Raw genomic sequence first — 14,678 nt, forward strand, 5'->3', positions numbered from 1 at the left:
CGCGGACGACAAGACGCGAATACGCGTCTCTACATACCTGATGCATCGTACAAGAATCCGTTATAAGTTCAACAATCATACTGCTCTACCCGCCTCACCACCACGCCCACGTGTTGCTCCAGCGCGGCCGCCAGTTGCCCCAGCGTCGGCGAGGTATAGGCATCCTGCAAGTGCAGGTCGCCGATGGAGAGGAGCATGGCCCCGCCGCCTTTGGCCGGGCGAAGGGTGATGAGCTCTACTGCGGGTAGGGTAGGCGGCGTGAGGACAATGGTATCCTGCCGAATCGAAACGGCCCAGGCGGCCTGGTCAGGCACGGCCCATAGTGCCACCTGCTGGTCGTGCAGGCGGGTTTGCAGCGGGGTAGGCGTCTCGCAGAGCCCATCTCGGTACAGTGCCCGCTGCGCCTGCCGCCGCTCAGTATCGGCGAGGGCCGCGTGGGGGTAGGGCGTGCTGTAGTCAGGTTGGTAGTAGCTGGTCTGGCGACCTTGAGTAGTAAACAGCAGTGGCTCCTGTATCCGGGCGACGCTGGCCTCCAGGGCGGCCGACTGCGCCCGCACGGCGGCCATAAACGGCCGGGCGGCGGTCTGCTCGTCCAGCCAAGCCAAGTATAGCCCGGCCGCCGTGGGACCCGCCTTTTCCTGCCGGACGCCCCCAAACACCGACAGCGACAGGCGTACCGTGGGCCACTCCCAACGGGCCGTATCCGTCACCATGTCCCAGCGGGGCTTTTCGGGGTAGTGTTTGATTTCGGCGGGGGCGCCTAGCAGTTGGGTGAGGGGTTGCACCCAGCGGGCCGCCGCTACCGGCCCCGTGCCGAGGTGGTTGAGCGGCGGGGCCAATTCGTAGCTCACCTGCATCACGGGTTTGTGATGGGCTGGGGCGCGCAGGTTGTACTCCACCGCCGCCAATCCCAACACCGACCGGCACGCTCCGCGCAGGTTGGGCCAGCCCCCGTACGGCGGCAGCCACGCCTGTTGCCCAAGCTGCCGCTCCGCCTCGGCCAGCGTCAGGCCCCAGGGGAGTTGCTGGTCGTCGATAGGGTAGGCGGTGGGGGTAAGGGGCATAAGGATTGGTGACGTAGATGCAGATATCAATCAATAATCTTCAAGCATAAATAGCTATGGGCACAATCTGAATTACAGGGCCTTTAATTATTGTGACAATGTTAGCATCATTTAAGCCATGTTGTGCAAGATTTTGGAAGCCAGAAAATATACTGTCAAGCATACTTTGAGAAACGTTACTTAAACTGGTCTTGCGAAGTAAATTGATTCCGTCATCTGCGGAATTTATTATTTTTATCGTTTTGCCAAGTATAAAAAATTCGCCGTCTGCAATATCAGATAGAGATGGATCATTTAAATAATCTCTGTCGATTGTAAGGACCGCCTGAAATATTTCTGAGCCGACACTTTCTCCTGCAAGGTCTAAGCTTCCTTCAACTTTAAGTTCGTTGACGAGTAGTTTAAATTGTTTTAATAATTTATCATTTTTTTGATTGTTGCTTTTTTGTTGTTTAGAATGAGCACTTTCTTCTGTGAAATTAGACGCCAATTTGAATAAAGCTAAATAGTTTTCAAGAGTGCTAACAACCGGATTTTTACGTAAGGTGGCTTTGAATAAAACAAAATCACCAGTGCTAGAATTCATAATGCTTTCTTTACAAATGATTCCTTGATTGTCTAGGAGGGCTTGCATCTTGCCAAATAATGAATTTGGTGTATGCACTTTCTGCGTCTCTGCTGAAGTTTCATTACCAAGTTTCTGTTGCTTCCCAGCTTCTGCGGACATCTTGATTCCTAGAAAAGAGAATACATTATTTAGCCCAACTTCCCCTTGTGCTTTCTGTGAGAATTCGTTATTGGAAGATGTAATTGTTTTTAAAGTTTGAATCTTCGTAAAGCCATCTTCAATCATCGCCAGAATGTCGAAAACGTATTTTTGATTGAGATAGAATGGAATAGGAAATCTTGTCATGTCGAATAATACAGTTGACTGTTGAAAATAATCGATAATTACCTACTCCACCACCTCCCGGCACGCCCGATACAAATCCTTCCACCCGTCCCGCTCTTTCACCACAGTTTCGAGGTATTCGAGCCAGACGGTGCGGTCTTGCACGGGGTCTTTCACCACGGCGCCGGTGAGGCTGGCGGCTAGGTCGTGGGCGCGGAGGCTGCCGTCGCCGAAGTAGGCGGCCAGGGCCAGGCCGCTGTTCATCACGGATATAGCCTCGCCGGTGCTGAGGGTGCCGCTGGGGCTTTTGAGCTTGGTTTTGCCGTTCTCCGTCACGCCCGAGCGCAACTCTCGGAAGATGGTCACGAGGCGGCTGATGTGCTCCAGGGCCGGGGCTTCGGCGGGTAGCTGGAGGGCCTTGCCCTGCTTCTCCACCCGCGTCTGCACAATGCGCACTTCCTCGTCGAGGGAGGTAGGGAGGGGCAGCACCACCGTGTTGAAGCGGCGGCGCAGGGCGCTGCTTAGCTCGTTCACGCCCTTGTCTCGGTCGTTGGCGGTGGCAATGACGTTGAAGCCGCTGGTGGCCTGCACCTCCGTAGCCAGCTCGGGGATGGGCAGCACCTTTTCGGAGAGCATGGTAATGAGCGTGTCCTGCACATCGGAAGGGATGCGGGTGAGTTCTTCGAGGCGCACGAGGCGACCTTCCTGCATGCCCTTGAACAGGGGTGAGGGCACCAGTGCCCCCAGTGACGGGCCCTCGGCAATGAGGCGGGCGTAGTTCCAGGAGTAGCGGATGGCATCTTCGGAGGTGCCCGCCGTGCCCTGCACCAGCAAATCGGACCGCCCGCTAATGGCCGCCGTCAGGTGCTCACTCACCCAGCTTTTGGCCGTGCCCGGTACGCCCAGCAGTAGTAGGGCGCGGTCGGTGGCGAGGGTAGCCACGGCAATTTCCATCAACCGCCGCTGCCCGATGTACTTCGGCTCAATCTCGAAACCGTTGTCGAGCTTGCCGCCGAGCAGGTACGTGACGGTGGCCCAGGGCGAGAGGTGCCAGTTCGGCGGCTTGGGGCGGTCGTGGTCGGCGGCGCGCAGGGCGGCAAGTTCCTCGGCGTAGAGGTCTTCGGCGTGGGGGCGGAGGATGACGGTGGTTTCAGACATAGGAGTAGGGCCTCACCCCCGGCCCCCTCTCCTAAGGGAGAGGGGAGCCGAACTGGCTGCTACCGGGAGGGTTGGTAGTGAGAGGTAGAGAATGATAGGGGTTTGTAGAAAGTATGTGTTTTCGTCTGCTGGTCCGACGCCGAAGGCGTCGGACCGGTCATCGTTGCACGAGCTTCGTGCTGATGTTTGCGTCGCTTCGCATCTCTGATATAGTTCTAAGTGTCAGCACGAAGCTCGTTCAGTGGTAGCCTACGACAATCGGTCGGACGCCTACGGCGTCGGACCGGCAGGCGACGGGGGTTCGTGCAGGGCTTCTTGCAATTGTTGGCGAAAGTGCAGCGTGTTCAGCAGGCGAGCCAGGGAGTTGTGGAGGTAGGGCACGTCTTGGATGAGCGGCTGCAAGGGTTCAGCGCAGAGGCTGTACTGATCGGCGGGCACTACGCGAGCCATGTGCTCTAGTAGCTGCGAGGCGGCGTACTGGATGCGGTGGAGCTGCTCCGGCTGCTTCAGGGCGCGGCGCAGCAGTTCCACCACGCGGCGCGTGAGGGCCTCGGGCCAGGGCGCGGGCACCAGCTGCACGAGGTGCAGCCAAGGCGCATCGGTGGCAAAATGCGGGGTGGCCTGCAACTGCGGCAGCACTAGTCCGATCAACTCAGCTGGAGACAACTGAGCGGCCAGACGAGCTACGGGGAGACTAAGGGCGTTTTTGCGCGGCTGGGCGTAATGCCACTCCAGCAGCGCTGTGGCCCAGGCAGCATCCTGGTGCAACACGGCGGCTTCGGCCCAAGCCGTGAGCAGGAGGGCGGCCCACTCGGTATCGGCGGCAAGGTCGATGATGTTGGCGGGCATAAGGTGCCAGTGCTCGGCCCAGCGCTGGGGCGGCAGCAGGGCCAGTACTTGACCCAGCAGGGCGGCTTTTTCGCCTTGAAAACGGCTGTCTTTCTGCTCAATGCCATCAAGAAGCCAGGTTTTGTCCCAATCGGTGGCGGGCAACTCTACCAGCAGCTTCTTGCTGAGCAGGGTGCGTTTGAGTTGCAGTAGTGGCTCGGCACGCTGCCAGAGGCGCTCTGGTAGCATAGTGTTGGGTAGGCGCAGCAGCAAGGGCACTACCGTTTGGCGCACTTCCTTGCTTTTGGAAGCGAGATACTGCTCCAGCAGGGCAGCATCGTCGGGGGAGAGCTGTACGGCTAGCGTTTCCAGCAGCTGGGCCTGGTGCTTGGCCGGCTCCTGGGGTAGGGCAGCGGCCAGCAACTCGCGGGCCTGGGCCGGATTGTGGCGGCGCAGAGTTTCCAGGTAGAAGGTGCGCTGACGGATGGCGCCGGTTTCCCAGATAGCCGCGTCGTCGGTGGCTTGCTCCGAGGCGGCCAGCAGCGTTTGCCACGCCGGGTTCTGGGCAGCCAACCAGGCGCCACGCTGCCCCAGCACGGCTGCCGCCGCGCGGTGCAGGGTAGGCCGCGTGCGAGCATGCTCCAGCAGCGACACCAGCACTTGGTGTGGCACCCGGCGCTGGTGTTCGGCCGCAGCAGCCAGAAACTCCGGCAGCAACTCGGGGTACTGCCCGTTCAATAACTGGTGCAGCAGTTGGGTGCCACTGGGGCCAAGGACCTCCTGGGTTTCGGGCGCCGCTACCGGTGCCACTGACTTTTCCGGTGGGGCCGTCGGGAACTGGTAGCCGGCTTTGCGGATGGTGGTCAGCACGCCGGCCGAGAGTAGCGCTTGCTTTTCGCGGTGGTCGGGTGTGTCGTCGGGTAGCTCGAAGTCGGGTAGGGTAGGCAGTGGGTCGGGGCTTTGGCGAGTGCCGAGTAGGGCCACACGCAGCAGCTGCTGCCAGTCGGCGCCGGGGCGCAGGGCGGTTTCCGGGGCAAGGGGAAGAGCTGACATAGGCTAGGTAATTTGAGGTTCTGCTACGGCGGGCCAGCTCGCCAGCGGGCGCAGGCCCTGGCCGGTCCACTCGCCAAATACTGTGAGCGGGACGCCACCGCTCAGGGCCCGTAGCTCCCAGCCCGTTAGGTCGGGGCAGAGCAGGCGCAGGTCGAGGGCAGTAGGTGTAGGCGCCTCGATGGCTTCCGTGGCTGAGGTAGCCGCGTCGTTGGGTAGGGCCGTTGGGGCTGGGCTTGCCGGGAACCGCAGCACCCAGCCGTCGGCCGAGGGCACCGGGATGCCACCGCTGAGCAGCACCGGCCACTCGCGCAGCCAGGGGAGGCGAGCTAAGGCGGTGGCGTGCTCATCCAACAACTGACCAGGCCCAATGCCGCTGGCAGGAGCCAGGTAGCCGGGCGCAGTACCCCGAAACGTCAGGATGCCCGGCACGGCCCGCAACGGCAGCAGGCCGGGGTAGAACGTCAGCTCGCCGGTGTAGCGGCCACTGGGCACCAGCGGAGTAGCAAACGGCTGGCCACCAAACGAAAACTCCACTACCAGCGCAAAGCGGCCAGTGTGCTGACCGTGCAGCCAGGAGCGGCGCACCGTCAGGCGCTCTTCCTCGGTAGTGGTTTGGGCCAGCACGCGCCACTCGTCGGCCACGGCGGGCTGGGTGGCTTGCACCTCTTCCTTCTTCAGATTCACACCCACCAGCTGCAACACTTCCTGACGCGCCTCTGCCGCCAGCTCGGGTAGGCGCTGAAACGTGCGTACCAGCAGGTACAGCTCACCGAGACGAGCTAATAGTCGGGCGGGCCAGTCGGCGCCCTGGTGGCGCAGGGTAGGCAGTTCGCGCACTATAGTGGCCAAGCCGGGCAGCTGGTTGTCCACGAGGCGGGCGGCTTGGGTTTCCCAGTAGCTGCGCGGCTGCTGGTCGGTGGCGGCCAGGCCGGTTCGCAAGAGGTCCACGAGCCAGGTTTCCAGCTCCTGCGCCCCGCGCTGCATACGGGCTTGGCGCTGGGCCTCGCGCTTCTGGCGGGCGTCGTCGTTCAACGAAGCTTCTTTCCCCGCGGAGAAGGAAGAGCCAGACGGATCGGTTTCTGCGACTTCTGGTGCTTTAGGTGGTTTGGTGGCTTTCTTCTCCTGGGTTTGCTGGCGTTTGCCCAGCCATTCTTCTAGCCAAGCGGGCGGGGTAGGGCCGCTTAGTAGCTGGGGTTGGCGGGCCAGCAGCAGGAGCAGGCCGGCGCCGTGCTTGCAGGGAAACACGCGGCTAGGGCAGCTGCACTTAAAGGCGGGCTCGGTGAGGTCGATGCCGGTTTGGTAGGGCTTGCTGCCGCTGCCCTTGCACTCGCCCCAGGCGGCGGTATCGGTGCGGCCCAGGTTCTGCCATTTGGCCGGGGCGGCTAGCTCCTGCCCGCGTTTCAGCGTGCCGGAGTCGGTGATGAGGGCGCGGGCCTGTTCTTCGGTCCAGGTCAAAGTGAATACATAAGGATACGTGGATAGCTCAAGTATAACGCGCTGGCAAAGTACTGATTCAACCTAAAAAACCGAGTCCCTGGAACGTTAATTTTAAAAGGCATTTCGGTCCTTTTACAAGAAGCTGGTGGGTAGGAAGTTGCACTTTATAGCAAAAGGCCGAACCACCCGGGTGGTTCGGCCTTTCATGCCTTTAGAAGAGTTACCGTAAGTAGCACCTACGCCCAAAGGAGCGTGTCCGCCTCTTTGCCTATCAGCAGTGCCATCACAGATAGGGCTACCTCAAGGACAGAATACAGCCACGTAGATCCAGATTTCTCGTTCCGCTTGGAGTGACAGTGACACTAATAGGCCACATCGTCATGCAAAAAGTCCAGGCCAGGCATGCCGATGGGCGCGCCAGGTGGCATGTCCAGAGAAGAGGGCACGGTGAATTTGTTGGGGTCGGTGGTAAAGGTGTTGATCTGCGAAAGGCCGAACAGGAGGTTGGCTTTCTGGCGGGGCTCGGCGCTGGCGAGCTTGCCGGTCATCCACTGCTTCAGCCCATCAATTTCGGCCAGACTTTCGCCGCGCACGTTTTCGGCTACCTGCGGGTCGGCGGCCAGCTGGAGCAAGCTTTTGAGCGTGAGGTTGTTTACCAGTACCTGCAACTCACCCTTGTAGCCGGGGACCAGGGGCGCCTTCCAGGTTTGCGTCAGCAATTTGTCCACCATCGGCATAAAGCCGGGCTGCTTGCTGTCGCGGGCGTGGTACTCTATCAGGCGGGTAGCGCGCTCCGGGTTCAGCAGCGACATGATGGTGGTGCTGGCGGCCGTTTCGGCGGTAGCGATGGGGTCGAAGGTAGGGCCCGTGTGGCGGCTGAAGATTTCCATGCTGCTGGGGTAGCCCGCCGGCCGGGGCGGAATTTGCTGGAGCAGCTTTTCCGGCAGCGCCAGCGCATCCGGCGACACAGTGGCCATCAACGCATCGAAAGCTCGCCACTGCTCGGCGGGCTCCACCATGCGCGTCACCACTTGGCCGTCGTTTTTCACAGCGTGGGTGAAGTACAGCCCCCCTAGCGACTTGGCCGCGGCCTCTATCTGGTAGCGGTGCAATAGGTACATGGGCACCAGCACTTCTTCCAGGGTAGCCATCGGGGCGTTGTCAGGAATGGCGTTGGTAGAGAAATTATCGAGCACGTGGCGGCGCACTTTCATCAGCTTGTCGAGCTGGGCCATGGCATTGGTGCCGTCGTCCCACTGGTGCGACGCAGGGTGCACATAGCCGCCAATATCTGGAATGAAAATGTGGCCCTGCTTCAGGGTTTCCATCATAATCTGATCCAGGGCCTTGTCCTCGTCGGTGCCCTTCGGGAAGTCCTGGTAGCCCCACAGAATGGCGCGCTTGTCCCAACTGCCGATGCCCTTGGCGTAGGCGTCCGACACGTCAACGGTGCCGTCGGCTTTCAGCGTGAAGCGCGGGAAAGGGTAGTCCATCACCGAGCCGCGGTCCTGCGTGCCCGAAGAGCTGAAATTGTGGTACAGTCCCAAGGTGTGCCCAATTTCGTGGGCCGAGAGCTGCCGGATGCGGGCCAGCGCCATTTCTTCCAGCTCTTTCGGTGCCTTCCTACCATTCTTATAAGGCTGCAACAAGCCCTCGGCAATGAGGTAGTCCTGGCGGTGGCGGTCGGAGCCCAGCGTGACGATGCCCTTGATAATTTCGCCCGTGCGTGGGTCGATGTAGGACGAGCCAAAGGAGAAAGCGCGCGGATTGCCGGCGCGGTCCACCCAGTTCACCACGTTGTAGCGAATGTCCATAGGATCGGCACCCTCGGGCAACTCCTTCACGAGGAAGGCGTTTTTGTAGCCGGCCGCCTCAAAGGCCTGGTTCCACCACGCACCGCCCTCAATGAGCGCCTTCTTGATATCCGGCGGGGCACCGCGGTCCACGTAGTACACAATGGGCTCTACCGGTTCGCTCACTTTGGTGCCGGGGTTCTTCTTCTCCAGCCGGTGCCGGCGCGAGAAGCGCTTCTCCAGCGGCTCGGCCATGGGAGCCGAGAAGTCGAGGTAGGTGAACTGAAAAAAGCCCGAGCGCGGGTCGAACTTGCGCGGCTGGTACTTGTTGTCGGGGAGCTCTACAAAAGCCTGGTGCATACGCACGGTCACGGCGTTGGGGTCGGGGGCGATGCTCCGGCCGTAGCCCTGGCCGCCACTGGGGCCGCCGGTGAAGGTAATCAGCGCGTCGAACTCCGTGTTTTTAGGGAAGTTCTTGGTCGCGTCGGGATTCACGGCCGAGCGCGATTCGTCGAGCCGGTAGCCGGCCGAGGCCCCGCCACCAGCGTTGCCGCCACGCAGGCCCGCAAAGCTGCGGCGGCCCAGTTGGTCGCCTATTTTCTGACTGTCGCGCACCAAGAAGGGCGTCAGGTCGATGAGCACCTTGTTGCCCTCCACGGCCACCGGCGTAAAGCCCCACAGCACCGACTTAGCAAAGGCGCTTTCCACGGCCTGTTGCTCGTCGCCGCCTCGGGAAGCGCGGTAGCTGTAGTTGGGCTCCACCAACATCACCTTGGGCCCTATCCGCACAAACTTGGCAATGGCCGAGGAGGCGCCGCCCCGCTCGGGGCCGCCCATGCCCACGCCGTCGGGTAGGGAGCTGAAGTACAGAAACTCCTGGTCGAACTTGTCCAGCTCTAGGTAGACTTTGCCGGTTTTTTCGTCGTAGTAAAACGGGAAGTAGCCGTCTTGTTTCTTGGCGCCCTGCGTCACGCTGGCAATGGTGGCCGCTGGCTTGGCTTCGGCGCGGTTAGGGGCGTTGCTACCCTGGTTTTGAGCCGGCGCAACATGGCTAGCCGCAAGCAAGAGGGTAGCTACTACAAAAGGAGTACGCTTCATTCGATAGGGTAGTGGTTTGGTGTGAGGTAGCAACAGGTTGGGCGGTGTCTGAGGCATGTGCCTCAGCAACTGACCCGCAGCATACGGCGCATGACCAGTGTGCGCACCGTATACTGCGGGCCAGACAGAGAAACGCTTTTTCGACCTTCTATGCGAAAATTGACTGCCCGCTAAAGGGACGAACCAAAAGATGGTGCCGTTGCGTCAATGTTAGAAAAGCATTGCCGATTGTGCAACTATTTCAACCAAACGGGCTGCGAGTTTAATTTTTGTAAATACATCGAGGTATTCCATAAGAAAACCAAACTCGCAACCTACTAACACCAGCCTTACCCGGCAAACACGCGCTGGCAGGTGGTGCACTGCATGGGCGTGGTGCCCGCGTACAGCAATCGGCGCCACCACGCCACGCGCTCAGCGGGGGCTACGGCTAGGCTGCCGCAACGTGGGCAGCGGGGTAATTTCGGCGCGTTGCGCGCCTGCTCAAAATCGTCGAGCAAGGGTTGGGCTGCCTCCACCAACTCCTCCTCAATTAATAATTGGTAATACATGCCCTCGCCATAGGGTAGGGAAGGCGGGCCATGCGCTTTCACCAACGCCACAATATCGGCCTGTAGTAGCTCATTGTAGAGCACCACGGCCTCAGCGTAGGTAAGGTAGCGCGCAGCAGGGACAAGCATAATGAGAAACCCCTACCGCTTGCGCTTCATTGGTGCCCGGCGCTGGCCCCGTAGGCGCCCCACGTACACCAGCAGCCCTACGCTCAGCACGGCTAGCGCCGCCGTAATCAGGTCGCGGGTGGTACGGCTTTGGTCGGCTTCGTGCACAACGGCTTGTGCCTCAGCTAGCTTTTTTTGGTGCTGCCGCTCGCGTTCCTCTAAGTTGGCAATCTGGCGTTGCAGGTCGTAGAACCGCTCGCGGGTGGTGCTTTGGTCGCTTTGGGCCACGCTGGCCTGCTGCTGCACCTGCTGGCGCTCGGCTACCAGGCCGGCCGTTTGGCGCACGGCACCGTCTTTCACGGCCTGCACAATCTCGGTGTCTTTGCGGATAATGCCTTTCAGGGCGGTTATTACTTCCTCCAGATCCCGCTTGCTGGGCTTATTGGCCAGAAACGCGTTGCGCTGGGCATTGGCCGCCTCATATTGCCGCACCAGGGTTTCGCGCTCCTGAATTAGGCGGGGCACTGGGTCGGGGGCGGGGGTAAGCGAAGGCGAAGCAGGCTGTTGCAGCAGGAGCAGGAGAAGCAGGAGTTTCATGGGGCAAAGATCCTGAAAAGTTGCGGGCGTAAGGGCGCGGTATTTTTCTCGCTAACTGAACTCAGGGAGATTTTATTTTTTAACGCTGTCATGCAACTGTTGCTCTACCGGCGAGGCTCTAGCAGGTAGAAGTTATCTTTCCACTCATCCACAACTTGTTATGAAATTATCGAAAGCCTTACTCGGAGCTGTTTTGGTTGGCATCACAGCGCAGACTACTGCTTGTACGAAAGGCGATGAGCCAGCGCCCAAGGGCGAGAAAGTAGCGAAGGGTAGCGAGAAAAAAACGCCTGTGTATTGCCCCGCGTGCGGCCTGGGCTAAGTAGTGCACCAGAAATCATGTCCGCTCCGGCTATCTTATCGGCCATTGCTTGCAATCTGGACGACCAGACTCTGACTGCTGCCTTGCCGCTGCTCGAAGCGGGCCAGGTAGAAGCCGTGGAGTGGTCGTTTGACACCCTATTCGACGGTCGGCAGCTGCCCGATTGGTTTGTCGAGCTGCTGACTGCCTACGGCGAGCAGGGCCGTTTGGTGGGGCACGGCGTGTATTTCTCGTTGCTTTCGGGCCGCTGGACGCCCGAGCAGGCGCAGTGGCTGGAGCAGCTGCGCCTGCTCGCCGGGCGCTTTCGCTTCGACCACATCACGGAGCATTTTGGGGCTTTCACGGGGCAGAACTTCCATACCGGCGCGCCGCTGCCCGTGCCGTACACGGCCGCTACCCTGCGCCTGGGCCAGGACCGCCTCCTGCGTGTGGCCGATGCCTGCCAGTGCCCAGTGGGACTTGAAAATCTGGCGTTTGCCTACTCGCTGGAGGAAGTGCAGCGCCACGGCGAGTTTTTGGAACAGCTGGTAGCACCCGTCAACGGCTTTCTGCTTCTAGACCTGCACAACCTGTATTGTCAGCTGCACAACTTCAACTTGTTATCCGACTCGCTCTTGGCGCTCTACCCGCTGCACCGGGTGAGGGAAATTCACATTTCGGGCGGTAGCTGGGAAGACTCGCGAGTAGAGCAGGGTAGACAGATTCGGCGCGACACCCACGACGAGGCCGTGCCCGACGAGGTATTTTCCCTGCTGAAACGCACAATACCTAAGTGCCCGCAGCTGAAATACGTCGTACTGGAACAGCTCGGCACCGGCCTTCGTACCGACGCCAGCCAGGACCGGTTTCGGCAAGATTTCCAGCGGATGGCCGCCATCGTAGAAGCCAGCCGATGCCATGCGCATAGTCACCAGCCCAACGCATTCCAGCCACCAGCATCCCTACCCGCCGGCCCTGCTGCCCACGACGAAACCATCCACACGCAACAGCGCCAACTCGCGCAGATTCTGGAAACCGCCGCTTCCTACGAAGAAGCGCAGCAGCGCCTGCGCGCCTCCTCCCTGGCTCACACCGACTGGCAGCTAGAACAATGGGCACCCCATATGCTGGAAACGGCTGTCCGCATCGCCCAGAAATGGAAGCAGTAGCTAAAATTCGATCAACAATAACGTCTGTTATCCTGAGCTTGCGAAGGACCTTCTTACGTCAGAACGAGTCGTTGTTTCGATAATCGTTCTGACGTGAGAAGGTCCTTCGCTCTGCTCAGGATGACAGAGTGAAAATAGCTGTCATTCGGCTACTACCCCCCAAAACCACCCGTGTCGCCCTTGGGTTGGTTGTCGATGGAGCTGGCGGGCTTGTTGGTGCCTAAAAACCAGGTGAAGCCCAGGTAGCCCACGCGGGTTTCATACTTGGTTTGCAGGTCAGTGGTGAGGTCTGCGGCGGCTAGCCGGGTATACTGGCGGCGCGTGTCGAACAGGTCGCTAACACGTAGGGTAAGGGCCGCCCGGTCGTGGAACAGGCGCTGGCGCAGGGCCACATCTACCCCGTACACGGCCAGCAGGCGGCCTTGCGGCACCACCAGCGGGGCGCGGTAGTTGCCGCTGAGCTGCACGGCCAGCGTCTTGGTCGGGTTAAAAGTATTCAGCAGATACGCCGTGCCGGTGAAGTTGGCGCGGGTGCCGCTCCCCGTGTAGCCAGTTACCTGGTTGCGGTAAAACGAGCCGTTGGCAACGAGTTTCCACCACTTCGTGAGAGGGTGAGTCAGCGAGAGTTCTAGCCCGTAGCTGGCCGTGCGGCCGAGGTTCTGGTAGCTGGTGCGGGTGATGAAATCGGGCTGGCCGCTGAGGCGGGTCGCCAGTGTGTCGATGATGCGCAAACTCTGAATGGCCTGGTTGGCGAAGCGTCCAAACAACGTGGTATTGAGGGTAGTATTCTGCCACGCCACCTGGTGGCCCAGCTCTACCACGTGCACGTATTCGGGGCGTAGGGCAGGGTTGCCCACCACGTAGTTGCGCGCATCCGTGTAAATAGGCAAGGCCACGATTTGCAGGAAGTTGGGCCGGTTCAGGCGGCGTGAGTAGCTGAGCTGGAGGCGCTGCTCGTGGTGCGGCAGCCGGCGCGCCACGGTGGCCGAGGGAAACAGGTTGAGAAGGCGCTGACTGGTCGAGCCGGTGGGCAACACGCGCGCTTGCAATCCGGTAAACTCTGTCCGCAGGCCCACTTGGTAGTCCCAGCGGCCCGCTTTCTGCTGATACGTGCCATAGGCTTGCGGAATCACCTGCCGATAGTGGTAGCGGTAGGAGCTGGCTTCCTGGCGGATAAACTCGGCGCCGGGCACTGGTTGCACCCCATACTCGGCCGTGCCGGGCGTTAGCATCACATCGGTTTTCAGGCCTGCTCCCCAGCGGCGCTTGTCGTCCAGCGGGTGCACGTAGTCTACCTGCGCCGAGGGCATATGAATGGTCACATCAAGCACTTGCCGGCGGGCCTGCTGCGTGTAGCCGGCCGGGCCATCCAGCACGCGTTGCGCCGTCGTCACGGTCCCGCCATCCAAGATATAGACCGCGCCAGCCGTTAGCTCGCGGCCAGGATGAGCCTCCCAGGTATGCCGGTAGTTGCTGGCAATGCGCATTGTATACAAGTCGTCGGTTTCCGGGTTTTGGTTGTGTAGAACAAGGGCCGCATCGGTGTCGCGCGTGAGTTGGGTAGTGAAGTTGTTGGTGTGGCGCAAATCGTTCTTGTAGAATTCAGTGGTCAGCGTCAGCGTCTGCTCCGGGTGCCAGGCGTAGTCCACACCCAGGCGCAAGCTTCGGTTGGTCTGGTGGCGGGCAGTACGGCCCGTTTGGTCGATGCTGGTGGTACGGCCTTCGGCGGTGGCCTCCTGCCGCAGCCCCGAGCTGCCCTGGAACCGATTGCTCAGCCCATCAACACTGCCAAATACATTGAATTTGCCTACCCTGCGGCTGAGGTTGAGCGAGGCGTTGTACTTGTCGCGGGTGCCTAGGGTGGCCAGCGCTTCCCCGTTCCAGCCAGCCTGGCGCTGCTTTTTCTGCACCAGGTTGATGATGCCGCCCGTACCCTGGGCCGAGTACCGCGCCCCCGGATTGGTAATCACCTCAATGGTTTCGAGGCGGCTGGCAGGCAGCTGGTCGAGGCGCAGGTTGCTGGACGCGGGCTTGCCATCTAGGTAGAGCGTCACGCCCGCGTTGCCCCGCAGGCTGACCTGCCCGTTTTCGTCTACGGCTACGGAAGGCACCTTTTGCAGCACATCGGCTGCCGTACCGCCCGCGCTGTTCAGATCCTTGTCTACGTTGATAACCTTCTTATCCAGGTCCTCCACCAGAACCGCTTTTTCGCCCTGTACCACCACGCCTGCAAGCTGCACGGCCACCGGCACCACGGGCCACTCACCCAGGCGAATTGCCGGCGTAGTCAGACTCGGTGTAACCACGCGGCGAGCGGGCTGGTAGCCCAGCGCTACCGTTCGCACCACATAGCGGCCCAACGGTACGTTTGCTAGCGTAAAAGTACCATTGTCAGCGGTTTGGGTATTGCCTGCCAGAGTGGAATCGGGCAGCCGCAGCAGCAAGACGTTGGCAAAAGGCAGCGGCTGGCGCGTGCCGCGGTCCAGCAACGTGCCAGACACTTCACCCAAGGTCTGGGCAGAGGCAGAGCCAGTAAATAGGCCAGCAAGAATGAGTAATAGTACGCTAAACGACCAGCTTCTCCGGCGCAACGACAGTGCGTAGCAACAAGAAATTTTGGTAGATAATC

Annotated in this window: 11 protein-coding genes; 2 read left to right on the plus strand and 9 right to left on the minus strand. The window is 60.6% G+C overall.

The window, feature by feature from the left end:
• Positions 1–68: 68 nt before the first annotated feature.
• From MUN82_RS06810 to MUN82_RS06845, 8 genes are all read right to left on the minus strand, one after another.
• Positions 69–1,064, minus strand: coding sequence for a hypothetical protein (locus MUN82_RS06810; protein ID WP_245096082.1), 996 nt, complete (start codon positions 1,062–1,064; stop codon positions 69–71).
• A 40-nt stretch (positions 1,065–1,104) separates the two neighbouring features.
• Entirely contained in the window at positions 1,105–1,977 is an 873-nt protein-coding gene (locus MUN82_RS06815; protein ID WP_245096084.1) for a DUF6414 family protein, read from the minus strand.
• A gap of 42 nt (positions 1,978–2,019) precedes the next feature.
• A complete protein-coding gene (locus MUN82_RS06820) occupies positions 2,020–3,114 on the minus strand; it encodes an ATP-binding protein (protein WP_245096086.1) in 1,095 nt (364 codons plus the stop codon).
• A 270-nt stretch (positions 3,115–3,384) separates the two neighbouring features.
• Positions 3,385–4,995 (minus strand): DUF5691 domain-containing protein, encoded by a 1,611-nt coding sequence (locus tag MUN82_RS06825; RefSeq protein ID WP_245096088.1) that lies wholly within the window; start codon positions 4,993–4,995, stop codon positions 3,385–3,387.
• 3 nt (positions 4,996–4,998) lie between these two features.
• Complete coding sequence (locus tag MUN82_RS06830; protein ID WP_245096090.1) at positions 4,999–6,450, minus strand: SWIM zinc finger family protein; 1,452 nt, start codon at positions 6,448–6,450, stop codon at positions 4,999–5,001.
• Between the two features lie 344 nt (positions 6,451–6,794).
• Positions 6,795–9,323, minus strand: a complete 2,529-nt coding sequence (locus tag MUN82_RS06835) for a zinc-dependent metalloprotease (RefSeq protein ID WP_245096091.1) — start codon at positions 9,321–9,323, stop codon at positions 6,795–6,797.
• A gap of 329 nt (positions 9,324–9,652) precedes the next feature.
• Positions 9,653–10,003, minus strand: a complete 351-nt coding sequence (locus tag MUN82_RS06840) for a Mut7-C RNAse domain-containing protein (RefSeq protein WP_245096093.1) — start codon at positions 10,001–10,003, stop codon at positions 9,653–9,655.
• Between the two features lie 12 nt (positions 10,004–10,015).
• Positions 10,016–10,579, minus strand: coding sequence for a hypothetical protein (locus MUN82_RS06845; protein WP_245096094.1), 564 nt, complete (start codon positions 10,577–10,579; stop codon positions 10,016–10,018).
• Between the two features lie 160 nt (positions 10,580–10,739).
• Here MUN82_RS06845 and MUN82_RS06850 point away from each other — a divergent pair, with 160 nt between their 5' ends.
• Both MUN82_RS06850 and MUN82_RS06855 read left to right on the plus strand, forming a co-directional pair.
• Positions 10,740–10,901 carry a chryseobasin-related MNIO class RiPP peptide gene (locus tag MUN82_RS06850; RefSeq protein ID WP_208306438.1) on the plus strand — a complete coding sequence of 54 codons (162 nt, stop codon included), beginning with the start codon at positions 10,740–10,742 and terminating at the stop codon, positions 10,899–10,901.
• Positions 10,902–10,918: 17 nt separating this feature from the next.
• Positions 10,919–12,049, plus strand: coding sequence for a multinuclear nonheme iron-dependent oxidase (locus MUN82_RS06855; RefSeq protein WP_245096096.1), 1,131 nt, complete (start codon positions 10,919–10,921; stop codon positions 12,047–12,049).
• Positions 12,050–12,201: 152 nt separating this feature from the next.
• Here MUN82_RS06855 and MUN82_RS06860 read toward each other — a convergent pair whose 3' ends face one another.
• Complete coding sequence (locus tag MUN82_RS06860; protein ID WP_245097525.1) at positions 12,202–14,550, minus strand: outer membrane beta-barrel protein; 2,349 nt, start codon at positions 14,548–14,550, stop codon at positions 12,202–12,204.
• Positions 14,551–14,678 lie beyond the last annotated feature (128 nt).

Source organism: Hymenobacter aerilatus (assembly GCF_022921095.1).
GTDB lineage: Bacteria > Bacteroidota > Bacteroidia > Cytophagales > Hymenobacteraceae > Hymenobacter > Hymenobacter aerilatus.